Below are 24,293 nucleotides of genomic sequence, written 5' to 3' on the forward strand. Positions count from 1 at the left end.
GGGGCGGAGTGCCGAGCGACCCGGATGGACCGGCGCCGGTTCCGGCACGGTGAAGGTGGCGGAACCGGCACCGGGTCCAGCTCCTGCGGACCGGGTCAGTTGTTCTGCGGGACCGGGGGAGAGTTGGGCGGCGGCTCGCTCGAGGAAGTGGCCTCGCTCGGCGTCGGATCGGTGCTCGGCGACGTGGTCTCGACGGCGGTCGGATCTGGCGACGTGGCGGGCGGCGGCGAGGTGGCGGAGGATGGCCGCGGTGTCGGCGACGCGGAGACCGACGCGGACGGCCGGTGCCCCGGGCCGGCCGGCCGGTACGTCCGCCCGCCCTGGTCGGTCGGGACCGTCTCGGTCGCTGGCGGCGACTGCGCGTCATCGCTGGGCCCGAGCGGCTGGGTGGTCTCGATGGTGGTCGCCGGCGCCTCCGCCGGGCCGGCGGCGCCGAGCGCCGCGCCGAGGGCGGCCAGGGCCACCAGCACCGCGGCGAGCGCGCCGACCAGCGTGCCGCGCCGGCCCCGGCGGCCCGCCGGGGCGACCGTGGCCGCGGGCGCCGTGGCCGGCAGGTCGTCCCGGGTGCTCGCCGGCCCGGTCGGCCGGCGCAGCGCGACCGGCACCGTGGCGGTGGGCGACTCGGAGGTCGCGGCGCGGGCCGCCGCCGCCATCGCGGCGCCGGTGGGGAACCGGTCGGCCGGGTCCTTCGCCAGCGCCCGGGCGACCAGACCGCGGACCGGCTGCGGGATATCGTGCGACAGCTCCGGCGGCTCGTCGTCGAGATGCCGCACGGCGACCTGCAGCGGGTTGTCGCCGGTGAACGGCGGACCGCCGGTGAGGCAGCAGTACGCCACCGCGCCGAGCGCGTAGATGTCGGTGGCCCCGGAGACCGGACGGCCCGCGGCCTGCTCGGGAGCCATGTAGAGGGCGGTGCCGGGCACCGCGTTCGTGCTGGTGATGCTGGTCACGTTGGTCGACCGGGCCACGCCGAAGTCGACCAGCACCACCGTGCCGTCCTCCTGCACCAGCAGGTTGCTCGGCTTGACGTCCCGGTGCACGATGCCGCGGGCGTGCGCCGCGTGCAGGGCCTGGGCGACCTGCGCCACGATCGACATGGTCTCGGCGACCTCGAGCTGACCGGCGGCCTCGATCCGCCGGGACAGCGGCTCGCCCTCGACGAACTCCATGACCAGGTAGTCGGCGTGGCTGCCGTCGGGCAGGTCGTCCGCCCCGGAGTCGAAGACCTGCACGATGCCGGGGCTGCGCAGCGAGGCCATGATCCGGGCCTCGGCGCGGAACCGGGCGATGAAGTCGGGGTCGGACACCAGCGCCGGGAGCAGGACCTTCACCGCGACCTGACGGCCCAGCACCAGGTCCGTGGCACGCCAGACGTCGCCCATGCCGCCGGTGGCGACACGTTCGTCCAGGCGGTACCGACCGCTGAGTACGACTTCCGATGACAACACCCCATTACCGTACCCAGATGGGTGGCGGATTATTTCCCGCGATCTTGCCGGTCGGAGGCGGCGGCCGGTCCGAGTCGATCCGCCGAACGGCCAGCGGCACCAGCGCCGTTCGGCTGAACCGTGACGGCGCCGGCAAGATCGACCAGGAAAGGCGCGAACGAGGTGATATTTCCGGTTTTCGGAAGCCGCGCTCGCGGGATTCCCCTCCGATCCGCGTCCCGCGGCGTCCGACAAGCTCTCGCCGTTACACCGACTCGCCGTGTTCGGTCGTAGACAAATCTCACTCTTTCTCGGCTGAACGGAGGCTTGTCCCGCCACCGATCCACTCCTAGCGTTAGCCCGGCTCAGGGCCGCCCCATGAGGCCGGTACCGTATGTCCGCCGACGGCCGTGCTTCGCGGCGTTGTCCATACGTGCCGCCCGCCGCCCCGGCGTCGGGCGCGATCGGCAGCGGGGGGCTGAAGGTGCGGGTGGTGGTCCGGTTGCCGGACAGGGCGGGCGTCGGCCACGCCGGCTCCGGCACGGGTCGGCCCGCGGATTCGGAACGGCGGATCCATGACCGGTGAGCTGGGCGAGGCGGTCGTCGCCGCGCAGGCGGGAGACGAGGAAGCGTTCCGCTTCCTCTACCGCAGCCTGCAGCCCGGCCTGCTGCGCTATCTCACCGCGCTGGTCGGCGCGGACGCCGAGGACGTCGCCTCGGAGACCTGGCTGCAGATCTCCCGTGACCTGCCCAGCTTCACCGGCGGCGAGTTCCGGGCCTGGACGGTGACGATCGCCCGTAACCGGGCCATGGACCACCTGCGCCGGCAGCGCCGCAGGCCGTCGCTGCCGGTGCCCGTGCAGGCGCTCAGCGAACTGGCCGGGGACGCGGACACCGCCGAGCGGGCCGGCGAGACCATCGGCACCGAGGCGGCGCTCGCGCTGATCGCCACTCTGCCGCCCCGGGAGGCCGAGGCGGTACTGCTCCGGGCGGTGATCGGGCTCGACGCGGAGACCGCCGGGCGGGTCCTCGGCCGGCGCCCGGGCGCGGTTCGCACCGCCGCCCACCGGGGCCTGCGCCGACTCGCCGCGCTGCTCGAACGCGCCGAGCCGGGCCATCCGTCGGCCCCGCCCCGCCCCCGTACCGGCCGGGGACGGCAGGCGCCCAGCGCGCCGCACGCCGAGCCGGCGGACGGATGACGTGAGGGGATTCCCATTGAGCTTTCGCCGGTCTGACGGGCCCGCCGACCGGGCGGAGTCCGAGCGTCTTCTCAACGCCGCCTGGCACGGCCGACCCCCGGCGGCCGAGGCCGACCCGCTGCGGCATCTGCTCGCCGCCGCGGCCGCTCCGGCGAACCCGGGCGAGATGTCCGGGGAGGAGCAGGCCCTGGCCGCGTTCCGGGCGGCCCGCGCGGCGCCCGCGACCGCGTCCGCGCCGGCGCCTTCGTCGGCACCCCGGCGACGGCGGTTGCGGGTCGGCGCGGCGGCCTGGGTCGCCGGGCTCGCCGCCACCGCCACCGCCGGCGTGGCCTTCGCCGCGGTCAGCCTCGACCGGCCGGAGCAGCCGACGTCCCCACCCGCACCCACCACGCCGGGCAGCTCCAGCGCCTCGCCGTCGCGCACCGCCAGCGCGGACCCCACCGGCGGCCCCACCGCCACTCCGTCCGCCGGCTCCGGCCCCGCGACCACGGGCGGCCCCGGCCGGCCGGCGGGCGTCGCACAGCTCACCGGGCTGTGCCGCGCTTACCTGGCGAAGTCCGCGTCCCAGCGGGCCCGGGCACTCGAGACGCCCGCGTTCGCCGACCTGGTGGCCGCGGCCGGCGGCGCGGCCCGGGTCGAGGCCTACTGCGACCGGCTGGTGCCCGAGAAGCAGCCGAAGGCGTCGCCCGACGCCCGTCCCACCCGGTCGACCGGTCCCGCCTCGGCACCCACCGCCGCCTCGGCATCCACCTCCTCCCCGGCGCGCACCCCCGCCGCCGGCCGGACCGGGAAGCCGAGCACCGGCGCCGACGGCTGAGCCGCCGATCCGGACAAAAATTCATCTTCACGGGCGCGCGGATTCCGTCTGCTAGACAGAAGATGGTGGGACCGCGGGCGCACCGGGCGCACCGGGCGGTAACGGTCGGTGACGGCGCGGTCGACGGCGCGGTCGGGACCCGCGCGGAGAAGGGAGCCGTCTCTTGGTGATGTCGCCCGAGCTGGACCGGACCACCGTCCTGCGGGACACGGCCGGGGCGGCCAGACACATCGCCAGGATCTGCTTCAAGACCGGCCCGCCCAGGCTCACCGGCGTCGAACTGGAATGGACCGTGCACGACGCGGCGGACCCGGCCCGGCCCGTCGACCGTGAGCGGCTGCGCCGGGCGCTGGGGCGGCACAGCCCCGCCACCATCGGCGCGACGAGCCTCGCAGAGCCGCTCCCCGGCGGCGGCAGCGTGACCGTGGAGCCGGGCGGGCAGGTGGAGATCTCCACCCCGCCACGATCGTCGGTCGGCGCGCTGATCGCCGCCACCGAGGGCGACATCGCCGAGCTGACCGCCGTGCTGGACGCCGCCGGCCTGGTCCTCGGCCACACCGGGATCGACCCCTGGCGGGCCCCCCGCCCGGTCGTGGAGACCCCGCGCTACCAGGCCATGCGCTGCGTCTTCGACCGGCGCGGGCCGGCCGGTCGAACCATGATGTACAGCACCGCCGGGCTGCAGGTCTGCCTGGACGCCGGCGAGCCGGAGCGGCTGGCCGAGCGGTGGGCGGCGGTGCACGCGGTGGGACCGCCCCTGGTGGCCGCCTTCGCCACCGCGGACCGCCACGCCGGCCGCCGTACCGGCTGGGCTTCGGCCCGGATGGCCGCCTGGCTGGCCATCGACCCGGCCCGGACCCGACCGGTCTGGTCCCCGGCCCGGCCCGACCGGGACCCGGTCGCGGCCTGGACCGAGTACGTCCTCGCCGCGCCGCTGCTCTGCCTGCGCGACGACAGTCCGGACTGGACCCCGCCGGCCGGGGTCACCTTCGCCGACTGGCTCGCCGGGGCGCTGCCCCGGCCACCCACCACCGACGACCTGGAATACCACGTCAGCACGCTCTTCCCCCCGGTACGCCCGCGCGGCTACCTGGAGGTCCGCTACCTGGACGCCCAGCCCGGTCGGGACTGGACGCTGCCGCTCGCCGTGCTGGCCGCCCTGTTCGCCGATCCGGGCACCACCCGGACCGCGCTGACCGTCGCCGCCCCGGTGGCCGACCGCTGGCACCCCGCCGCCCGGTACGGCCTCGCTGACCGGCCGCTCGCCGAGGCGGCGGCGGCCCTGTTCGACCTGGCCCTGGCGGCCCTGCCGGGGTTGGCCCTGCCGGCGGGGACACACGAGGAGACGAGCCGAGGAATCCGGCGGCGCCGCGCCGCCGCAGAGAGGGGGTACCGGTGACGACGACCCAGCGGCCGGGTGCGGAGGCGGAGCGGCTGCGCAGCCGGATCGCAATGGAGCTGGAGCGGACCCGGGCCCGCACCGCCCTGCTCACCGAGGCGGTGGACGACGACGACCTGATGCGGCAGCACTCGCCGCTGATGTCCCCGCTGGTCTGGGACCTGGCCCACGTCGGCAACCAGGAGGAACTCTGGCTGGTCCGCGACGTCGGCGGCCGCCCACCGGTCCGCCAGGACATCGACGACCTGTACGACGCGTTCAAGCAGCCCCGCAAGGACCGGCCGTCGCTGCCGCTGCTGCCGCCGGCCGAGGCGCGGGCGTACGTGAGCACGGTCCGGGACAAGGTGTACGACCTGTTGGACGGCATCCGCTTCGTCGAACGGGGGCTGGTGGCCGACGGCTTCGCCTTCGGGATGATCGTGCAGCACGAGCAGCAGCACGACGAGACCATGCTCGCCACCCACCAGCTGCGCTCCGGGCCGCCGGTGCTGGACGCGCCTCCGCCGCCGCGACCGCGGGCCTGGGTGGCCGGCGAGGTGCTGGTGCCGGCCGGCCCGTTCACCATGGGCACCTCCACCGACCCGTGGGCGCTGGACAACGAGCGCCCCGCGCACAGCGTCGAGCTGCCCGCGTACGTCATCGACGCCGCGCCGGTCACCAACGGCCGGTACCGCGAGTTCATCGCCGACGGTGGATACGACGAGCCCCGCTGGTGGAGCGAGGCGGGTTGGCGGCACCGCACCGAGGCGGGGCTGACCGCGCCGATGCACTGGCGGCGCGACGGCGACGGTTGGGCGTACCGGCGGTTCGGCCGGTGGTCGCCGGTCCGCGACGACGAGCCGGTGGTGCACGTCTGCTTCTTCGAGGCGGAGGCGTACGCGGCCTGGGCCGGCAGGCGGCTGCCCACCGAGGCGGAGTGGGAGAAGGCGGCCCGCTGGGACCCGGCGACCGGACGGTCCCGCCGCTATCCGTGGGGTGACGAGGACCCGACCGCCGAGCACGCCAACCTGGGGCAGCGGCACCTGTGGCCGGCCCCGGTGGGCGCCTACCCGGCGGGAGCCTCGCCGCTCGGCGTGCACCAACTGATCGGCGACGTCTGGGAGTGGACCTCGACGACCTTCCGGGGGCATCCGGGCTTCGCCGCGTTCCCGTACCGGGAGTACTCGGAGGTCTTCTTCGGCGACGACTACCGGGTGCTGCGGGGTGGTTCGTTCGGCACCGACAAGGCGGCCTGCCGGGGCACCTTCCGCAACTGGGACTACCCGATCCGGCGGCAGATCTTCAGCGGGTTCCGCTGCGCCCGCGACGCCCGGCCCGAGGAGGCGCACCCGTGAGCGAGCGGAGCGAGCGAGCCATCCGGCTCAGCAGCGCGAGGAGTGAGCCGGGTCTGCGAGCCCCGCAGTCGCGAACTGAGGTGGCGGCGTGAGCGCGAGGAGTGAGCCGGTCTTGCGAGCCCCGCAGTCGCGAACTGAGGTGGCGGCGTGAGCGGCGGTGCCGCCTGATGTGTCGCCACCTCGCGTACCTCGGACCGTCGGTCAGCCTGCGGTCCCTGCTGTACGACCCGCCGCACTCGCTGCTGCGGCAGTCCTGGGCGCCGCGGGACATGCGCGGCGGCGGCACGATCAACGCCGACGGCTTCGGCGTCGGCTGGTACCCGGGCGAGGGCGACCCGGTCCGCTACCGGCGGGCCCAGCCGCTCTGGGGTGACGCCACCCTGCCGGAACTGGCCGCGGTGACGGTCACCGGCGCGGTGCTCGCCGCCGTCCGCTCGGCCACCGTCGGGATGCCGGTGCAGGAGAGCGCCGCCGCGCCCTTCGTCGAGGGGCGCTGGCTGTTCAGCCACAACGGGGTGGTCCGGGGCTGGCCGGACTCGCTGGTCCCGCTCGCCGCCGACCTGCCGGTGCGCGACCTGCTCACCCTGGACGCGCCGACCGATGCCGCGCTGCTCTGGGCGCTGGTCCGGCACCGGCTGCGGGCCGGCGAGGACCCGGCCGGCGCGGTGGCCGACACGGTGGCGGCGGTCGAGGCGGCCGCGCCCGGCTCGCGGCTGAACCTGCTGCTGACCGACGGCCGCATGGTGGTGGCCAGCGTCGCCGGGCACGCGCTGTCGGTGCGGACCGCCGGGGACTCGGTGCTGCTGGCCTCGGAACCCCTCGACGACGAACCCGGCTGGCAGGCGGTGCCGGACGGGCAGCTGGTGGTGGCGACCGCGAGAGGGGTGCGGGCCCGCGCCCTGGCACACGGTTGACACGAGTTTCGCAGGTGGGACAGGGATGTTCGCCAACGGAAGGGACACCTCATGAGCGCGGAGCCACTGGAGATCTACCTGGAGGAGCGGGACCTCGGCCGCAGTCTGCGGGAGGACGTACGGTTCGGGCTGACCGCCGAGCCGAAGTGGCTGCCACCGAAATGGTTCTACGACGCCCGGGGCAGCGAACTCTTCGAGGAGGTCACCCGGCTGCCGGAGTACTACCCGACCCGGGCCGAACGGGCCGTGCTGGCCGAGCACGCCGACGAGATCGCCGAGCTGAGCGGCGCGAAGACGCTGATCGAGCTGGGGTCCGGCTCGTCAGAGAAGACCCGACTGCTGCTGGACGCCTTCACCCGCCGCGGCGGGCTGGGCACCTTCGTGCCGCTGGACGTCTCGATCAGCGCGCTGCGGCAGTCCACCGAGGAGATCGCCGCCGACTATCCGGGGCTGCGGGTCCGCGGAATCGTCGGCGACTTCACCCGGCAGCTGGACCGGCTGCCCACCGGCGGCCGGCGGCTGGTCGTCTTCCTCGGCGGGACGATCGGCAACCTGCTGCCGGTCGAGCGGGCGGAGTTCCTGACCGCGATGCGCGCCGCGCTGGAGGCCGGCGACTGGCTGCTGGTCGGCACCGACCTGGTCAAGGACCCGGCGGTGATGGTGCCGGCGTACGACGACGCCGCCGGGGTGACCGCCGAGTTCAACCGCAACGTGCTGCGGGTGATCAACCGGGAGCTGGGGGCGGACTTCGACCCGGACGCCTTCAGCCACGTGGCGGTCTGGGTGCCGGAGCGGGAGTGGATCGAGATGCGCCTGCGCGCCGAGCGTCCGATGCGGGTGCGGGTGCTCGACCTGGACATCGAGTTCGCCGCCGGCGAGGAGCTGCGGACCGAGGTCTCGGCGAAGTTCCGGCCCGAGGGGATCGCGGCCGAGCTGACAGCCGCCGGGTTCGCCCCGGAAGCCTTCTGGACCGACCCGGACGGCCTGTTCGGCGTCACGCTCGCCCGGGCCGACTGAGCAGCGGGCCGGCGTAGGCGGGAGGCCGTCGCGGGTGACCCGGTTCACCCGCGGCGACCGGCGTCGGAGGAGGTGGGCTAGGCTGGCCGACGCGAAGGGGAGTAGCCCCCAATGTCGTGGTCGACATACTGGTGCGTTCCGCACCCGGCCACGCGGCCCCGGTCTCCGGGGCGGGCGAGACCTTCGACTCAGGCTGTCGCAGCCGGGTCGAGGGCGCCCTGTACCTCCTCCCGGCTTGATCGGGAAGGTTCACATGGACGGTTTCCTCGTCGCGCTGGTGATCAGCTTCGGCGTCATCTTCGTCGCCGAGCTGGGCGACAAGTCCCAGCTCATGGCCCTGACGTTCGCCACGCGCTTCAAGCCCGTGCCGGTGCTGATCGGCATCACCGTCGCCACCGCGATCGTGCACCTCGCGTCGGTCGCGATCGGGTACGGCCTCAACGCCGCCCTGCCCACCGGCTGGATCTCGCTGATCGCCGGTCTGGCGTTCCTCGGCTTCGGCGCGTGGACCCTGCGCGGGGACAAGCTCACCGAGCAGGAGAAGCGCAAGGCCGAGAAGACCAGCAAGTCGGCGATCGTCGCCGTCGGTGTCGCGTTCTTCCTGGCCGAGCTGGGCGACAAGACCATGCTCGCCACCATCACCCTGGCCACCAAGTACGGCTGGTTCGGCACCTGGCTCGGCTCCACCCTCGGCATGGTGGCCGCCGACGCCCTCGCGATCCTGGTCGGCCGGCTGCTGGGCCGGCACCTGCCGGAGCGGGCCATCCGGTACGGCGCCGCGGTGCTCTTCGCCATCTCCGGCCTCTGGCTGATCTTCGAGGCGGTCGCCGAGCTCTCCTGAGCCGGGTCGACCCCCGTCGACTACCGCTCCGCGGGACGGGTAACGGCCCGGGGTGCGGTGGTCGGAGGTCCTGCGCCACGGCGACCAGGTCGTGGTCGCCGTGGTGGAGGTCGCCGGCGCGCTGATCATCTTCGTCGGGGCGCTCTGGGCGGCGCTGCGGTTCGTGGTCGTGGGACTCCGGCACCGCGACGCCGCCCGGTTCACCCCGATCCGGATCTCGCTGGGCCGGTTCCTCACCCTTGGGCTGGAGTTCCAGCTCGCCGGGGACATCCTGCGTACCGCGGTGTCGCCGACCTTCGTCGAGATCGGGCAGCTCGCGGCGATCGCCACCATCCGGACCGCGCTGAACTTCTTCCTCCGCCGGGAGATCGCCCAGGAGCAGCGGCAGGTGGGCCAGGCGGGCGGCGGGTCCCCGCCGTGACCGGCGCGCTGCCGGACCTGACCACCGGGCTGGCCTTCCTCGCCGGGTTCGCCGCGCTGGTCACCACCGGTTCCTGGCGGGCCGCGCTGCGGGCCCTGCTGGACCTGCTGGTCGCCGCCGGGCTGCTGCGCCTCTCCCTGGCGGGCGGCTGGCCGGCGCTCGCGGCGGCGGCGGCCGTCGTCGCGCTGCGGCACGTCCTCTGGGCGGCCCTGGCCGCCGGCGCGCCCGGCCCGGCCCCAACATCGCCGCCGCCCTGCGGTGGAGAGGATCACCGCTTAGCGTTGGCGGCGAGAGGCGAACATGGAGAAGACCGGAGGACAACCGCATGAGCAGGCATGACGAGCCCAACGAGTACGGCTTCGCCGGTGATCCCACCGCCCCCGAGCCGCCGGCCGGCGGGCGTCCCGACGAGCGGGACCGGGCCGAGGAGGTCGCGGTGCCGGGCGACGACTTCACCGAGCCGTACGCCGACGCGCTGGAGGAGACCGAGGAGACCGAGGAGGAGCGTACGGCCGAGCGCCGGCGCTGAGCCACGGCGTCCGGCGCGCGGCGCGGACCGGAAGGGGTGGGACGCCCGACCGGACGGCCCGTCCCACTGCGAGCCGGTCAGCGTGGGCCGGGCACCGCGGTCAGCGCCGCCCGACCTCCGTGCCGAGCACGGACAACCGCTTGATCAGCCCGTCCGGGTCGACGGACGGGTCCAGCCCGCGTACCTCGTCGGGGGAGAGCGACGGCACCCGGACGTGCGAGATGAGCGGGTGCAGCGGCCGGATGTCCGCCTCGTCGGCGCCGAACAGGTGTTCGTGCAGCCTCTAGCCCGGCAGGGAGCGGACCGCGGTGATCGCGACGTACACCGCCGCGCAGGCGAGCGCGACGGTCAGCACCCGGACTGACTGAGCCGGCGCCAGGCCGAATTCGAAGCGGCTCCAGGCGGCACCCGGAAGCCCGCGCACCACGTGACGGTGTCCAGCGTTAACAGAGACGGGGTCGCCGCGCGGTGGGTGGCCTCGGCGCGGGGTGCTGGAGCTGCTTCGGCGGTGGTGGCTCCGCGATCCATGGTCTGCCCTCAGCGTCTGGTCCGGGAATGGGGGGATTTGATACCCGTGTGCCGTTCTGATCGTCTACATTCGTTGAGTCGTTCACTGAGAAGGATGAGTACTTTAGATCCTGATATGTGTACTGGACGTTTTAGGGGGCTTTGGTGCAGCTTTTGCGGATAACTGACCCGACGCGAGGGGGGTTGTGATGGACGTTCGTGCCTATCTGCGCCTGATCCGACGCCACTGGTGGATCGTTCTGGTCACCCTGATGGTGGCGCTGGGCACGGCCGCCCTCGTGACGGTTCGGACCCCGCCCCGGTACGTGGCCTCGGTGACCTTCTTCGTCACCACGCCCAGCCAGGGCGTCAGCGACGCCTACCAGGGCGGACTCTTCCTCCAGCAGCGCGTGAAGTCGTACGCCGACCTGCTCACCAGCGACCGGCTGGCGCAGAGCGTGGTGGCCGGGAACTCCGTCGGTCTCACCGCCGAGCAGGTGCAGCGGCGGGTCACCACCTCCACGGAGGCGGGCACGGTGCTGCTGAAGGCGACCGTCACCGACACCGACCAGACCCGCGCCCTGAAGGTCACCGAGACCCTCTCCGCCAAGTTCGTGGAGCTGGTCCAGAAGGTGGAGACGCCGCCGGACGCCGCGACCGCCACGATCAAGCTGGAGGTGGTCAGCGGACCCCGGGTGAGCTCCAGGCCGGTCTCCCCCCAGCCGGTGCGCAACCTGGTCATCGGTGGCGTGCTCGGCCTGCTGCTCGGCATGGCGCTCGCCGTGCTCCGCGGGTTGGCCGACGTGCGGATGCGGGACGCCGCCGCGCTCCAGCGGGTGACCGGCAGCCCGCTGCTGGGGGAGATCCCCTTCGAGAGCGGCGCCCGGAGCGCCCCGCTGATCGTCGGCGAGGCGGCGAACTCGGCGCGCGCCGAGGCGGTCCGCAAGCTCCGCACCAACCTGCGCTTCGTCGACGTGCACGAGCCGGCCCGGGTCATCGCGGTGACCAGCGCCCTTCAGGGAGAGGGCAAGACCACCATGGCCTGCAACACGGCCATCGCGCTGGCCGAGGCGGGCTGGCGGGTGCTGCTCATCGACGCTGACCTGCGCCGGCCCAAGGTCGCCGACTATCTCGGCCTCGACGGTGGCGTCGGCCTCACCGACGTCCTCGTCGGCGACGTGCAGGTCGGCGACGTCGTCCAGCGCTGGGGCGACAAGTCCCTGCTGGTGCTCCCCAGCGGGTCCGCGCCGCCCAACCCGAGCGAGCTGCTCGGTTCCAAGGCAATGGCGGACCTGCTGCTCGCCCTGCGGGAGTCCGCGGACATCGTGATCATCGACACCGCGCCGCTGCTGGCCGTGACCGACGGGGTCGTGGTGGCGGTGCAGGCCGACGGTGCCCTGCTGATCACCCAGCAGGGCCGGACCTCGCGCCGCCAGGTGGCCGCCGCCGCCCGGTCGCTGCACTCGGTCTCGGTCCGGCTGCTCGGCTGTGTGCTGAACATGGCGAAGGTGCCGAAGGCGGACGCCTACCAGTACGAGGCGTACCGGGTGGCCGTGCCGCCCGCGCCGGCCGGGCCCGCCGACCGGGCGCCAGCCGCCCGGCACGGCGACCGCGCCGGGGCGGGCCGGGTCAGCGATCCGACTCAGGAACTCACCCGGCTGTCCCGATGAGCGCCAGCACGGGTCTGATCGACCGCTCGATCTCCTCGGCGCAGCGCCGGAAGGCCGCCGGCGAACCACCGATCGGGTCCCGCAGGTCGTCCGCGTCGGGGGCGGCGGGTTGCAGCCGCCCCCGGGCGCGGACGGCGGCCTCGACCGCCGCCCGCAACGGTCGGTCGGCCGGGTCCTTCGGCGGTTCCGCCGCGGCGGCCAGCCGGGCGAACTGGCGGAGCGTGAAGGTCCGGTTCAGCACCCCCGGGGCCAGCGCCGTGCAGAGCGAGCGCTGGCGCCGGGTCGCGGTCAGCACCACCGTGGCCGACGTCAGGTGTTCCGGGCGCAGCTTCCGGGCGCGGAAACCGGTGGGGTCGACGCCCGTGCCGGCCGCGACGTCGATCGCGTACGGGTGCATGGGTGCCCCGTCGACGGCGTCGGTGCCGGCGCTGGCCACCGTGACCCGGTGCCCGGCGAGAAGCCGACGCGCGATGTACTCCGCCATCGGTGACCGGCACATGTTGGCGTGGCAGATGAAGAGCACTCCGTCGAGCATCTGGACCCCTCTCGTCGACGCGATCGCGGGACGGATCGCCGCGCTGGTGGTGCTCCGGCGGTCGCGGCCGGACGCAGAGGGGTTGTCGGCATCGTACGGGGTGCCGGCGGGACGCCGCCGGGCCGCCGCGCCGGGGGCCGGCGGATGAAGATCGGCATCCTGTCGTACCACTTCCCGCCGGAGCCGGCGTTCATCCCCGGCAGCCTGGCGGAGGAGCTGGCCGCCCGCGGGCACGAGGTCCGTGTCCTGACCGGCTTCCCGGACTACCCCGGCGGGCACGTCTATCCCGGCTGGCGGCAGCGCTGGCGGCACCAGACGCGCAGCGAGCGGTTGACGGTGCGCCGGGTGCCCCGGTACGCCGCGGGCGACGGGTCCGCGGGCGCACGGATGGCCAGCTGGCTGTCGTTCGCCGGCAGCGTCGCGCTCACCGGCCGGCGCTACCTCGGCGACGTCGATGCCCTGTACGTCTTCCAGCTCCCGGCGGTCACCTTCGCCGCCGCCGGCCTGCTCCGGCTGCTCGGTCGGGTCCCTACCGTGCTGCACGTGCAGGACGTGTGGCCCGAGGACGACCCTTCCCGCAGCGTCGACACCCGACGTTGGTCGGGGCGGATCGGTGCCACCCTGCGCCGGCTCTACTCCGAGGCCGACGGCATCGCGGTCAGCGCGCCCTCCATGCGGGACCTGGTGTCCGACGGCGGCGCCGACCCGGCTCGGGTGCGGATCGTGCTCAACTGGACCGACGAACGGATCTTCCGGCCGACCGAGCCGAGCCAGGCCGCCCGGCGACTGATCCGCCGGGACGACCGGTGCGTGGTGATGCACGCCGGCACGATCGGCGTACGGCAGGGTCTGGAGACCGCGGTGCGCGCGGCGGCGGCGTTGGACGACCGGATGGACCTCGTCCTGGTCGGCTCGGGCGCGGAGGAGCGGCGGGTGCGGGGGCTCGCCGCCGAGCTCGGGGCGGACAACGTCCGCTTCGTGGAGCGACGCTCACCGCTCGACATGCCGGAGCTGTACGCGGCGGCGGACTACCAACTGGTGATGCTGCGGGATCTGCCCGAGCTGCGCGGCATGGTGCCCGGGAAGCTGCAGGCGGCCCTCTCCTGCGCCTCGCCCGTGGTCGCCTCGGCCGGCGGTGACACGGTCGCGCTGGTCGAGCGGGCCCGGGCCGGGCTCTCCTGCCCGCCGGAGGACTGGGCCGCGCTGGCCGACCGGTTCTGGCTGGCCTCCGCCATCCCGCCGCCGGCCCGCGCCGACATGGGCCGCCGGGGACGCGAGGCTTACCTGCGGGAGATGTCGCTGCGGGCCGGGGTCGACCGGATCGAGCAGATGCTCTACGACGTGGCGGCCGGCAAGGCGCCGGACGGCGGCCGCTCCGAGCGAAACTCGCACAAAGGTCTGAAAACGTAAAAGGCCGAACACCGCCACACCGCCGTGGTCATTCATGCGCCGGCGGCACAATCGGGGGATGGCGGCAGAGTCGTGGGTGGACGGGGCCGGGCTGCTGACGCTGCCCGGCGGGGTCGTGGTGCGCGGACGGCGGATCGCCGACACCGCCTCGCCGGCCGACTTCGCCCTGCTGCTCGCCCCCGGCCCGGTCCCCGCCTGGCCGCACCGGCGGATCCGCTGGCCCGACTTCTGGCTGCCGCTGGACCGCGCCGACGCGCTGGACGCCCTGCGCGAGGCGCGGCGGCGGGCGTACGCGGGGGAGCGGGTGGAGATCGCCTGCCGGGGCGGGATCGGCCGGACCGGCACCGCGCTCGCCGCGCTCGCCGTCCTCGACGGGCTGCCCGCCGACCGGGCGGTGGCCTGGGTACGCGCGCGACACCATTCCCGCGCCGTGGAGACGCCGTGGCAGCGGCGCTGGCTCCGGCGGATCGACGCGTCCCGCGACGGCCCCGCCGCCCGCTGACCGGGCGGCGGGGCCGGCCGGTCACCGGGAGACGTACCGGCGCAGGTGGCGGGCGGTGACGGTGTCGGCGTGCGGATCGGGTCCGGGCCGAGCTGGCCCGGCGCGAGCAGGAGCTGCGCCGGCTGCGCGGATCGGCCGCCCTGCACGACTACCTCGCCGAATGCGGGGCGACGCTGCCCTGACCGGCCCGCCGGTGCGGCGCGGTCGCGGTGTCAGGCCGCCTTCGGGCTCAGCTGGGCGCGGACCGCGGACCGGTCCACGCCCAGCTCGCGGAACACCTCGGCCGCCGGGTCGGGGGGCGCGCACTCCAGGATGGCCAGCAGCAGGTGCGCCGGCCTGATCCGCCGGCTGCCCTGCTCGCGGGTCACGCCGACGGCCCGCCGCAGGGCGGTCCGCGCCGCGGAGGTGAACGGCGTCCGCTTGCCGGACAGCGGTACGGGCGCCCGCTCGACGCCGCGCACGTCGATCCCGACCGCGGCGAGGGCGGCCACGTCCAGCGCCTCCAGGGCGGCTCGGGCCCGGGGCAGGTTCAGGCCGAGCGCGCCCAGCGGTGCCAGCTCGCGGGCGTGCAGCACGCCGAGGAGCAGGTGTTCGGTGCCGAGGCGGCGGTCCCCCCGGTGCCGGGCCTCCTCGAGGGCGGCGGTCACGGCCGTCCGGCCGTCGGCGGCGAAGTGTTCGAACATCTCGGCCTCATTTCCCGTGCTTGCTGTGCACCGACTGGCGGGACACGCCGAGCGCGTCCCCGATCTGCTCCCAGGACCAGCCGTCCTGACGGGCGCGCGCCACGGCCGCCGCCTCGACCTGTTCGGCCAGGCGGTGCAGCGCGCCGACCGCGCGCAGCCCGACGGCCGGGTCGGGCGAGCGCAGCCGTGCGGCGAGCTCGGTCTCTTCCATGACTGTCAGTCTGGATTGACAAGCGCTGGATTGTCAATCCAGACTGACGTCGAGCGTGGTCGTCAGGCCAGACTGACACCACCGTCCCGGAGGAGGACCGGAATGACCCTCGACGTGGTGATCGTCGGTGGCGGGCCCGAACGGGCTGCTGCTCGCCTGCGAACTGCGACTGGCCGGCGTGCCGGTGCTGCTGCTGGAACGCAGCCCCGGGCTCGGCGGCGAGCCGCGCGCGAACGGCCAGCACCGGGACCCGCGCCGCTCCCCGGGGGGCGTGACCGCGCCGGGCGAAGACCCCCCCGGGGCCGGCCGTCGCCAAGAGATCTTGCGGGTTAGTCTGCGTGGTCATGAGAGCTCGGGTCCTGGCCGCCGCCACCGCCGCCGTACTCGTGACCGTCGGCCCGGCCGTGCCGACGCCGGCCGCGCGGGCCCAGGCCGCCCCGGCCGCGCGGGCCGCCCGCGCGCCGCTGCCCTGCCCGAAGGCGCCGGCCCCGAAGGTGTCCCGGCCGCCCCGGCCGGTGCCCCCGCCGGCCGTGCCGCAGGACCGGGTGGTCGGTGGCGAGCAGCTCGACACGCCCGGACTGGTCGCGCCGGCCGGCGCGCCGGCGCCGCCGGCCGTGACCGCGACGTCCTGGCTCGTCGCCGACCTGGACACCGGTGCGGTGCTGGGCGCCTGCGGCCCGCACGAGTACGGCACCCCGGCCAGCACCCAGAAGCTGCTGCTGGCGGCGACCATGATGCCGAAGCTCGACCCGAAGCAGGTGGTCACCGTCAGCCGGGGCGACCTGGACATCGCCCCGGGCAGCTCCGCCGTCGGCCTGCTCGTAGGCGGCCGGTACAGCGTGGAGACGGTCTGGCTGGGGCTGCTGCTCAACTCCGGAAACGAGGCGGCGAACGTGCTGGCCCGGCTCGGCGGAGGCACCGAGGGCGTGCCCGGCGGGATCCGCGCGATGAACGAGGAGGCCCGCCGGCTGGGCGCCCGGCAGACCCGCGCGGTCACCCCCTCCGGCCTGGACGGCAAGGGGCAGTTCACCAGCGCGTACGACCTCGCCCTGATCGCCCGGGCCTGCTTCGCCAACCCGCTGTTCCGCCGGTACACGCTCACCGAGCGGACCCAGATCCCGGCCCAGCCCGCGCTGAAGAAGGGCGGGTTCCAGATCCAGAACGAGAACCAGCTCATCTACCGGTACCCGGGCGCGCTCGGCGGCAAGACCGGCTTCACCGAGCTGGCCCGGCACAGCTACGTCGGCGCCGCCCAGCGCGACGGGCGACGGCTCGTGGTCACCCTGCTCGGCGCGGAGGCCCGCCCGGTACGCGGCTGGCAGCAGGGCGCCCAACTGCTGGACTGGGGCTTCTCGCTGCCCCGGGACGCCTCGGCCGGCCGGCTGGTCGCGCCCGGCGAACTGGACGCGGCGGAGTCCGCCCCGACCGACTCCCCGGCCCCGCCGACCGTGGCTGCCCCGTGGCGCGGCCCCGCCGCGACCGCGGGACGCCGGATGGCCGAGGGGGACTGGCGGGTCATCGGGCCGGTCGCCGGCGGCGCCGCCACCGTCGTCGGGGTGCTGGTGGCGGTGCTGGTGGCCCGTCGCCGGCCCCGCCAGACCGGCCGCCGCCGCGCGTAGCCCGTACCCGGCCCGGTCGGCTCCGCCCGCATCAGCCCTCGGCGGCCGGCTGCGGCCACCGGACCGCGTGCGGGCCCTTGGGGCCGCCCGGAGTGAGGATGCCGCTACCGGACGGATCGCCCCTGTTGCGGCCCGTCGCGCGCCGGGCTCGCCCTATGGTCGACTCATGCGGGACAGCGCGGCAGCCGCCCGGAGGACGTCGCGGCCGGAGCCGAACCCGCGTACCGGCGGCCCGCGCCGGGCGGACCCCCGTTAGGGCCGGGGATGCCCCGGACCCACCGGCCGTCGCCGGCGCTGGTGTTCAGCCTGACGGTCTCCGGCGGGCTGCTCGCCGTGCTCAGCTACTGGGCCCGGCGGCCGCCCGGTCACTGGGAGAAGGACCTCTTCGCGCTGGTCAACCAGATCCCCGGGCCGGTCGGACCGGTCCTGGTGCTGGTCATGCAGCTCGGCGCCTACCCGGCGGTCATGGTGGCGGCGGCGGGGGCGGTGGCGGCCCGTCGGTTCGGGCTGGCCCGCGACCTCCTGATCGCGGGCACCCTCGCCTACTGGTCCGCCCGCGTCGTCAAGACCGTGGTCGGCCGGGCGCGACCGGAGGCGTTCCTGACCGACATCCGGTTCCACGACATCGTCACCGGGCGGTTCGGGTATCCCTCCGGGCACATGGCAGTGGCGACCGCGCTCGGCGTGGTGCTCGCCCCGGCCCTGCCCGCTCGGCTACGCGGCCTGGTCTGGCTCGCCCTGGCGGCGGTCGGTACCGCCCGGATCTACGTCGGCGCCCACCTGCCGGTCGACGTGCTGGGCGGGTTCCTGGTCGGCTGGTTCGCCGCCAGCCTCACCCGGCTGATCGTCGGCGACGTGGGCCCCGGCGACTCGGCGCGGCGGCTCCGGCAGGTCCTCCTCGGCCGGGGCATCGAGGTGGCCGACCTGACGCCGCTCCGCGGTGACGCGCGCGGCTCCCGACCCTGGCAGGTCACCACCACCGACGGGCGACGCCTCTTCGTCAAGGTCACCGGCGGCCGCCAGCGGGACGCGGACTGGCTCTACAAGCTCTACCGCCGGCTGCGCTACCGGGACATCGCCGACGAGCCGCCGTACGTGACGGCGAAGCAGAAGAACGAGCACGAGGCGTACCTGCTGCTGCTCGCCGGGCGGGCCGGGGCGCGTGCCCCGGAACTGATCACGACCGCCACCGACGCGGTCGGCGACGCGCTGCTGGTCCAGGAGTTCGTGCCCGGCCGGCCGCTCGACGCGCTGGACGCGGCCGAACTCGGGCCGGACGTCCTCGACGACGTCTGCCGGCAGGTGGCCCGGCTGCACCGGGCCGGCCTGGCCCACCGGGACCTGCGGGCGGCCAACGTGCTGGTCGCCGACTCCTCGACCTGGCTGGTCGACCTCGGTTTCGGCACCGAGGGCGCCTCGGCCGACCAGCAGGCCCGCGACCTGGTGGAGCTCCTGGTCACGTTGGCCGCGCTGGCCGGCGTACGGCCGACCGTCGACGCCGCGACCCGGCAGCTCGGCACCGGTCCGGTCGCCGACACGCTGCGCTGGCTGCAACCGGCCCTGCTGTCCCGGGCCGGCCGGGCCCTGGCCGACGCCCGCCCCGGCCTGCTGGCGGACCTCCACGACGAGATCGCCCGCCGGTGCCCCGGCCGGCAGGACCGGCTGGCCCGGGTCGTGCGGATCACCCGTCGGGACGTGTTCCTGCTGGTCATGCTCGGCCTGCTGGTGCACTTCCTGCTGCCGCAGCTCGGCCAGGTGCGGGCCGCGCTGCACGCCGTGCTGCACGCCGACCCGCTGGCCGTGACCGGCGTCCTGCTGGCCTCGGCCGCCACCTACCTGTTGAGCGCGCTGGTGCTGCGCCTGGCCGCCGCCGGCCAGGTGCCGCTCGGCCGGACGGTCGCGGTGCAGGTGGCCGCGTCGTTCGTCAACCGACTCGCCCCGGGTGCCCTCGGTGGCGCCGCGCTGAGCATCCGTTACCTGCGCCAGCAGGGCCTGCCGGTCCCGGCGGCGGCCACCGCCGTCGCCGTGGACCGGGTCTCGGGCGTCGTCTCCGTCGGACTGCTCCTGCCCGTCCTGCTGCCGTTCGCCCGTGGCACGCGCCGGCACCTGGTGAACGCCGCCACCGGCCGGGGCCTGGCCGTGCTGCTGACCGTGCTGGCGGTGCTGCTGCTGGCCGCCGCGGCGCTGGCCGTGCCCCGGCTCCGCGCGCGGGTCGGCGCGGCCCGCCGCCAGGCGGCGCAGGCCGTACGCTCGCTGGCCCACAGCGGACGGATCACCCGGCTGCTGGCGGCGAGCCTGGCGCTCACCCTGGCCTACGGAAGCGCGCTGTACCTGGCGCTGCTCGCCGTCGGCCTGCCGGTCAACCCCGGGCTCGTCGCGCCCGTGCTGCTGGTCTGCGTCGTCGGGGAGGGGGTGTCGTCCGCCGCTCCGACCCCCGGCGGGCTGGGCGCCACCGAGGCGGCGCTCGTCTCCGGCCTGCTGCTGTACGGGATCGGGGTGGACACGGCGGTCGCCGGGGTGCTGGTCTACCGGCTGGCCACCTTCTGGCTGCCGGTGCTGCCCGGGTACGTGGCGCTGCGGGTGCTGGTCCGCCGACACGTCGTCTGAGTGCCTGAGCGGGCGGGGTCACCTCCCGTCCTCGCCGGGCAGCCGGGTCAGCCGGTCCGGGTGAAGTCCGCGGTCCAGTTGGTCTCCCAGGTGCCGCCGCCGTCGACCGAGAAGGCCTGCTCCCACCGGGCGGTCGTGGCGGTGATGTCCGACCACAGGTACCGCACCACGATCGGGGTGCCCTGGTAGGTCTCCTCGGCGGTGAAGACGCCGCGACCGTCCGGGCCGAACCGTCCGACGACCGGGGGCAGCGACAGGCCGCTGCGGCTGCTGGCCCAGTACAGCGACCACTCGTCGCTGGCCGGATCGTGCAGGCGCAGGGTCACGCCGCTGAACCCCTGCGTGGGGAAGGTGACCTCGTCGACGTTCCCGGCGCCGCCCAGGACGCTCCAGCACCGGGTGACGCCGGGGAACTCGTACCACTCGTCGCAACCGGTGAGGACGGTCCGCAGCCGCCGCTGGGTGGACGTCCAGGTGCCGACGAACCAGTCGAAGCTGTTCTCCATGGCCGTACGCTAGGCCGGGGCCACTGACATCTGCTGTCAGTGGACCACGAGCGACGCCGGCCGGAGGAGACGCGCAGCCTACCGCCGGATCCGTCCCCCCGGACGCGAACGGCGGAGGAGACGACCCGATCGTGGCGGCGTGGCTAGCGTCCGTGGGCATGAGAGGCCTGCCAGTCGCGGTGTCCGCCGCCCTGCTCCTGCCGGTGTTGGGCATGCCCGCGGCCGCTGCCGCCAATTCCCGCGCCGGGACGTCGGCCGGCCGGAGCGCCCGCGCCGCAACGTCGATCGCCGCGCCCTCGGTGCCCTGTCCGAACGTGCCCACCCCGGCGACCCGGCCACCGCAGCCACCGCCGCCGGCGGACCCCGCCGCCCGTGCCGTCGGCGGGGCCGAGCTCGCCAGCGTCGGCCTGGTGGTGCCACCGTCCGTGCCCGCGCCGCCCGCGGTGACCGCCACCTCGTGGCTCGTCGCCGATCTGGACAGCGGCGCGGTGCTGGGCGGTTGCGGCCCGCACGAGTACGGGGTACCGGCCAGCGTGCAGAAGCTGCTGCTGGCCGCCACGATGCTGCCCCGGCTGGACCCGCGGCGGGAGGTCACCGTGACGGCGGAGGACCTGGCCATCGAGCCGGGCAGCTCCGCGGTCGGCCTGGCCGAGGGCGGCCGGTACCGGATCGAGACGATCTGGCTGGGCCTGCTGCTCAAGTCCGGCAACGAGGCGGCCAACGCGCTGGCTCGGCTCGGCGGCGGCGCGGACGGCCAGGCCGGCGGGATCCGCGCGATGAACGAGCAGGCGCGGCAGCTCGGCGCCCTTCAGACCCACGCGGTCACCCCGTCGGGACTGGACGGCCCGGGCCAGTTCACCAGCGCGTACGACCTGGCGCTGATCTTCCGGGCCTGCTTCGCCGACCCGGCCTTCCGCCGGTACGCGGCAACCCGCACCGCGGAGATCCCCGGGCAGCCGGCCCTGCGCGAGAAGCCGTTCCAGATCCAGAACGACAACCAGCTCCTGTACCAGTATCCGGGCGCGCTGGGCGGCAAGACCGGGTTCACCGACCTCGCCCGGCACACCTACGTGGGTGCGGCCGAGCGCAACGGCCGGCGGCTGGTGGTGACCCTGCTCGGCGCGGAGATCCCCACCCAGCGGGGGTGGCAGCAGGGCGCGGCGCTGCTCGACTGGGGCTTCGGACTGCGGCGGGACGCCGCCGTCGGCCGGCTGGTCCGCCCGGGCGAGCTGACCGCCGCCAGCGCGTCGCCGACCGGCACGGCGCCGCCGTCGGCCCTCGCCGGTGGCGCCGGGCTGCACGGCGCTCCGGGCAGCGGCCCCGCGCCCTGGCCCCGGACCGGACCGCTCCTCGGCGTCGGCGCGGTGCTGGTGGCCGGGGGAGCGGTGCTGATCAACCGGCGTCGGCGGCACGCCGTGCGCGCCAGCTCGGGGACCACCGGGCCGGGCTGGTAGCGCCGCCCGCCCCGGCCGTACCGGGCCGGGTCTCCGGGTTTGCCCGTCGCCGCCGTGGTGGGTCCGGTAGACAGGGCAGCGTGAGCAGCGGGAGACGACCGTCCGGCGGCGCCCGGCGCCTGGCGGTCGTGCTCGTCGCCGCGACCGCCGTCGTCGCGGGCTGCCAGCGGCCCGCGATGCACCCGCCCCCGCCCCCGCCCCCGCCCCCGCCCTCGCCCTCGCCCTCGCCGAGCCCACCACCGTCCGCCACCGGGCCGCGGGCCCCGGCGGACTTCGTGGCGCTCTCCGACGTCGAACCGAGCATCCACCTTGACATCCGGTACGCCACCGCGCACAACTTCGTCGGCCGGCCGATCGTCGGCTACCCGGAGCCGCTCTGCCTGCTCACCCGTCCGGCGGCGGAGGCGCTGCGCCGGGTGCAGGCCGCCGCGCTCGGCCAGGGGCGCAGCCTGAAGGTGTACGACTGCTACCGCCCCCAGCGCGCCGTCGACGACTTCGTGGCCTGGGCGAAGCTGCCGGGGGAGCAGCAGATGAAGGCCGAGTTCTATCCCGACGTGGCCAAGTCGAAGCTCTTCGCCGACGGGTACGTCGGCGCGCCGACCTCGCACAGCCGGGGCAGCACGCTGGACCTCACCCTGGTCCCCGCCCCGCCGCCCACCCAGCCCGGATACGTGCCGGGACAGCCGCTGGTGTCGTGCACCGCGCCGCCCGGACAGCGCTTCCCCGACAACTCGGTCGACATGGGCACCGGGTTCGACTGCTTCGACCCGCTCGCCCACACCGCCGACCCGCGGGTCAGCGGGTCCGCCCGGGCGAACCGGGAGCTGCTGCGGCGGCTGATGACCGCCCAGGGGTTCGAGAACTATCCGAACGAGTGGTGGCACTACCGCCTCACCGCCGAGCCGTACCCGCAGACGTACTTCGACTTCCCGGTGGCCCGGTCGTCCCTGCGGTGAGCGCCGTCCCGGCCGGCGTCCGGCCGGGACGGCGCCGCCGGTCAGAGGATGCCGCGGGCGACGAACGCCGCCCGGGTCGCTGAGGCGGCCTGGTTGCCGTAGAGCCGCTGCGCGGCGGCGACGGTGGCCAGCGCCGCGTCCCGGAACGAGGTGTCCGGAGCGAAGTCGAACTGCGCCTCCACGATCAGCGTGGTGGCCTTGCGGCCACCCAGCGCGGTGCGGATGTCCCACAGCGCGCGCGACCAGATCTCACCGTCGGCGTGCACCTCGCCCCGCAGGTCCTGGGGGTAGACCTTGCTGCCGTCGAGGCGGCGCAGGCAGTGCGGGGCGGTGCGGGTGTAGGAGACCGAGTCCCAGTCGGCCACGCAGGCCTCCGGGGTCTTCGTCGGCGTGCCGGTCGCCCAGCTCGTCACCGCGACGGCCAGGTAGTCGCCGAACGCCTCGCCGATCGAACCGGACTCCAGGTTGGTGCCGAAGCCGGGCACCTGCCCGTCCTGCACCGAGTGGCCGTACTCGTGGACGATCACCTCGGCGTCCTCGGCGTCGTCCACGCCCCCCTTGCCCAGGGTGATGTTCGCCTTGTCCTCCCGGAAGAACGAGTTGTCCCCGCCGAACTGGTCGATGCGCAGCTCGATCTGCCGCTGGTTCACCGGCCGCAGCGTGCTGCCGAAGCCGAGCGACTGCAGGTACGCCTGGGCGGTGTTCACCCAGTGGTAGCCCATGACCTGCTCGAACTGGTCGGCGTCGCGGTGCCACGCCGGGTACCCGCCGTCGACCGCCCTGGCCGGGGTGCCGGTCTTGCTCTTGACCACCACGTACTTGCCGGTGAGGGTCCCGGAACCGTCCAGGTTGGTCAGCAGCACCGACCGGTACGCGCCGGCCAGCGCCGGGTAGTCGGCGTCCTTGGCGTCGGTCAGGCTCTGGTCGCCGAGCTGCTGCACCGGGTTCGGGGCGAAGGCCGTCGCCGTGGCGGTGTGCCCGTACGGGTCGCCGGCCGCCTGGACGGTCGTGCCAGCGGCGACCAGCGCCGCGGTGACCGCCGAGGCGACCAGCGCGGAACGTCTGATGTGGGGGTGCATGCCATGATCCCTTCGAGGGTGGATCCGTGGGCTGAGACTAGGCTCCCCGTCGACCCGTGCCAACCCTCGGCGGGCAGGCCAGCGGCCCTCCCGTCGTCCCAGGAAGGACCCCTCGTGGACACCGAACGGATCGGCCCGCCCCTGCTGGCGGGGGAACGCGAGACGCTGCGCGCCTTCCTCGACTTCCACCGCGCCACCCTGGCCATGAAGTGCGAGGGGCTCAGCGACGACGAGCTGCGCCGGCGGTCCTCCCCGCCCTCCACACTGTCGCTGCTCGGGCTGGTCCGGCACATGGCCGAGGTGGAGCGCGCCTGGTTCCGCCGGGTGATCAACGGCGAGGACATCCCGCTGGTCTGGTCGGCGACCGGCGACTACCAGGAGGCGTACGACGCGAGCACGGCCAGCCGGCCCGAGGCGTTCGAGGCGTGGCAGCGGGAGGTCGAGCACGCCCGCCGCATCGAGCGGGAGGCGGAGTCGCTGGACGTCACCGGCCACCAGGCGCGCTGGGGTGAGGACGTGTCGCTGCGGCTGGTGATGCTGCACATGATGCACGAGTACGCCCGGCACAACGGCCACGCCGACTTCCTCCGGGAGGCCATCGACGGCAGCGTCGGCGTCTGACGCCGGGCCGGGACTTCGGGTCCCACCGACAGGTC

The 24,293-nt window shown here is 75.1% G+C and carries 25 protein-coding genes; 18 read left to right on the forward strand and 7 right to left on the reverse strand.

Features of this window, described 5'->3' with window-relative positions:
* Positions 1–95: 95 nt before the first annotated feature.
* Complete coding sequence (locus GA0070613_RS21735) at positions 96–1,448, reverse strand: serine/threonine-protein kinase (RefSeq protein WP_089013978.1); 1,353 nt, start codon at positions 1,446–1,448, stop codon at positions 96–98.
* 554 nt (positions 1,449–2,002) lie between these two features.
* Between GA0070613_RS21735 and GA0070613_RS21740 the strand changes: the two genes are divergently transcribed.
* The 10 genes from GA0070613_RS21740 to GA0070613_RS21785 all read left to right on the forward strand — a co-directional run bounded on the left by GA0070613_RS21740 (position 2,003) and on the right by GA0070613_RS21785 (position 9,898).
* Positions 2,003–2,626 carry an RNA polymerase sigma factor gene (locus GA0070613_RS21740; RefSeq protein WP_089013979.1) on the forward strand — a complete coding sequence of 208 codons (624 nt, stop codon included), beginning with the start codon at positions 2,003–2,005 and terminating at the stop codon, positions 2,624–2,626.
* Between the two features lie 16 nt (positions 2,627–2,642).
* On the forward strand, positions 2,643–3,443 hold the full coding sequence (locus GA0070613_RS21745) for a hypothetical protein (protein WP_089013980.1): 801 nt from the start codon (positions 2,643–2,645) through the stop codon (positions 3,441–3,443).
* Positions 3,444–3,606: 163 nt separating this feature from the next.
* The gene (gene egtA / locus GA0070613_RS21750; protein ID WP_089013981.1) at positions 3,607–4,842 is read left to right on the forward strand and encodes an ergothioneine biosynthesis glutamate--cysteine ligase EgtA; all 1,236 of its coding nucleotides are present in this window, start codon (positions 3,607–3,609) and stop codon (positions 4,840–4,842) included.
* Between the two features lie 53 nt (positions 4,843–4,895).
* A complete protein-coding gene (gene egtB / locus GA0070613_RS21755; RefSeq protein ID WP_089013982.1) occupies positions 4,896–6,176 on the forward strand; it encodes an ergothioneine biosynthesis protein EgtB in 1,281 nt (426 codons plus the stop codon).
* Between the two features lie 167 nt (positions 6,177–6,343).
* On the forward strand, positions 6,344–7,090 hold the full coding sequence (gene egtC, locus GA0070613_RS21760) for an ergothioneine biosynthesis protein EgtC (protein WP_089013983.1): 747 nt from the start codon (positions 6,344–6,346) through the stop codon (positions 7,088–7,090).
* 51 nt (positions 7,091–7,141) lie between these two features.
* Entirely contained in the window at positions 7,142–8,107 is a 966-nt protein-coding gene (gene egtD / locus GA0070613_RS21765) for an L-histidine N(alpha)-methyltransferase (RefSeq protein WP_089013984.1), read from the forward strand.
* Positions 8,108–8,360: 253 nt separating this feature from the next.
* On the forward strand, positions 8,361–8,948 hold the full coding sequence (locus GA0070613_RS21770) for a TMEM165/GDT1 family protein (RefSeq protein WP_089013985.1): 588 nt from the start codon (positions 8,361–8,363) through the stop codon (positions 8,946–8,948).
* A 52-nt stretch (positions 8,949–9,000) separates the two neighbouring features.
* A complete protein-coding gene (locus GA0070613_RS21775; protein ID WP_089013986.1) occupies positions 9,001–9,369 on the forward strand; it encodes a DUF1622 domain-containing protein in 369 nt (122 codons plus the stop codon).
* Positions 9,366–9,698, forward strand: a complete 333-nt coding sequence (locus tag GA0070613_RS21780; protein WP_089013987.1) for a hypothetical protein — start codon at positions 9,366–9,368, stop codon at positions 9,696–9,698. Before GA0070613_RS21775 ends, GA0070613_RS21780 begins: the two co-directional genes overlap by 4 nt.
* Positions 9,695–9,898, forward strand: coding sequence for a hypothetical protein (locus GA0070613_RS21785; RefSeq protein WP_089013988.1), 204 nt, complete (start codon positions 9,695–9,697; stop codon positions 9,896–9,898). The genes GA0070613_RS21780 and GA0070613_RS21785 overlap by 4 nt, the downstream gene beginning before the upstream one ends.
* Before the next feature lie 283 nt (positions 9,899–10,181).
* Here GA0070613_RS21785 and GA0070613_RS33065 read toward each other — a convergent pair whose 3' ends face one another.
* Complete coding sequence (locus GA0070613_RS33065; RefSeq protein ID WP_197699152.1) at positions 10,182–10,322, reverse strand: hypothetical protein; 141 nt, start codon at positions 10,320–10,322, stop codon at positions 10,182–10,184.
* A 292-nt stretch (positions 10,323–10,614) separates the two neighbouring features.
* Between GA0070613_RS33065 and GA0070613_RS21795 the strand changes: the two genes are divergently transcribed.
* The gene (locus tag GA0070613_RS21795; protein ID WP_089013989.1) at positions 10,615–12,075 is read left to right on the forward strand and encodes a polysaccharide biosynthesis tyrosine autokinase; all 1,461 of its coding nucleotides are present in this window, start codon (positions 10,615–10,617) and stop codon (positions 12,073–12,075) included.
* On the opposite strand, the gene GA0070613_RS21800 is transcribed toward GA0070613_RS21795, so the two are convergent.
* Complete coding sequence (locus tag GA0070613_RS21800; protein ID WP_089013990.1) at positions 12,056–12,610, reverse strand: arsenate reductase/protein-tyrosine-phosphatase family protein; 555 nt, start codon at positions 12,608–12,610, stop codon at positions 12,056–12,058. The two genes, GA0070613_RS21795 and GA0070613_RS21800, sit on opposite strands and share 20 nt — an antisense overlap.
* 144 nt (positions 12,611–12,754) lie before the next feature.
* Here GA0070613_RS21800 and GA0070613_RS21805 point away from each other — a divergent pair, with 144 nt between their 5' ends.
* Positions 12,755–14,020: a glycosyltransferase family 4 protein gene (locus tag GA0070613_RS21805; protein WP_089013991.1), complete on the forward strand. Its 1,266-nt coding sequence runs from the start codon at positions 12,755–12,757 to the stop codon at positions 14,018–14,020.
* A gap of 58 nt (positions 14,021–14,078) precedes the next feature.
* Complete coding sequence (locus tag GA0070613_RS21810; protein ID WP_089013992.1) at positions 14,079–14,522, forward strand: protein-tyrosine phosphatase family protein; 444 nt, start codon at positions 14,079–14,081, stop codon at positions 14,520–14,522.
* A 212-nt stretch (positions 14,523–14,734) separates the two neighbouring features.
* On the opposite strand, the gene GA0070613_RS21815 is transcribed toward GA0070613_RS21810, so the two are convergent.
* Entirely contained in the window at positions 14,735–15,205 is a 471-nt protein-coding gene (locus tag GA0070613_RS21815; protein WP_089013993.1) for a Clp protease N-terminal domain-containing protein, read from the reverse strand.
* Between the two features lie 7 nt (positions 15,206–15,212).
* On the reverse strand, positions 15,213–15,416 hold the full coding sequence (locus GA0070613_RS21820; RefSeq protein WP_089013994.1) for a helix-turn-helix domain-containing protein: 204 nt from the start codon (positions 15,414–15,416) through the stop codon (positions 15,213–15,215).
* Between the two features lie 344 nt (positions 15,417–15,760).
* On the opposite strand from GA0070613_RS21820, the gene GA0070613_RS21825 reads away from it, so the two are divergent.
* Both GA0070613_RS21825 and GA0070613_RS21830 read left to right on the forward strand, forming a co-directional pair.
* Positions 15,761–17,035 (forward strand): D-alanyl-D-alanine carboxypeptidase family protein, encoded by a 1,275-nt coding sequence (locus GA0070613_RS21825; RefSeq protein WP_089013995.1) that lies wholly within the window; start codon positions 15,761–15,763, stop codon positions 17,033–17,035.
* Positions 17,036–17,299: 264 nt separating this feature from the next.
* A complete protein-coding gene (locus GA0070613_RS21830; protein ID WP_089013996.1) occupies positions 17,300–19,642 on the forward strand; it encodes a lysylphosphatidylglycerol synthase domain-containing protein in 2,343 nt (780 codons plus the stop codon).
* Between the two features lie 47 nt (positions 19,643–19,689).
* Here GA0070613_RS21830 and GA0070613_RS21835 read toward each other — a convergent pair whose 3' ends face one another.
* Positions 19,690–20,148, reverse strand: coding sequence for a hypothetical protein (locus GA0070613_RS21835; protein ID WP_089013997.1), 459 nt, complete (start codon positions 20,146–20,148; stop codon positions 19,690–19,692).
* 158 nt (positions 20,149–20,306) lie between these two features.
* Between GA0070613_RS21835 and GA0070613_RS21840 the strand changes: the two genes are divergently transcribed.
* On the forward strand, positions 20,307–21,602 hold the full coding sequence (locus GA0070613_RS21840; protein ID WP_089013998.1) for a D-alanyl-D-alanine carboxypeptidase family protein: 1,296 nt from the start codon (positions 20,307–20,309) through the stop codon (positions 21,600–21,602).
* Between the two features lie 176 nt (positions 21,603–21,778).
* Positions 21,779–22,558, forward strand: coding sequence for a M15 family metallopeptidase (locus GA0070613_RS21845; protein ID WP_089016111.1), 780 nt, complete (start codon positions 21,779–21,781; stop codon positions 22,556–22,558).
* A 41-nt stretch (positions 22,559–22,599) separates the two neighbouring features.
* Here the strand turns inward: GA0070613_RS21845 and GA0070613_RS21850 are convergent, their stop codons facing one another.
* Entirely contained in the window at positions 22,600–23,637 is a 1,038-nt protein-coding gene (locus GA0070613_RS21850; protein ID WP_089013999.1) for a M36 family metallopeptidase, read from the reverse strand.
* 114 nt (positions 23,638–23,751) lie between these two features.
* Between GA0070613_RS21850 and GA0070613_RS21855 the strand changes: the two genes are divergently transcribed.
* On the forward strand, positions 23,752–24,258 hold the full coding sequence (locus GA0070613_RS21855; RefSeq protein ID WP_089014000.1) for a DinB family protein: 507 nt from the start codon (positions 23,752–23,754) through the stop codon (positions 24,256–24,258).
* Positions 24,259–24,293: the final 35 nt, after the last annotated feature.

This window comes from Micromonospora inositola, from assembly GCF_900090285.1.
Lineage (GTDB): Bacteria > Actinomycetota > Actinomycetes > Mycobacteriales > Micromonosporaceae > Micromonospora > Micromonospora inositola.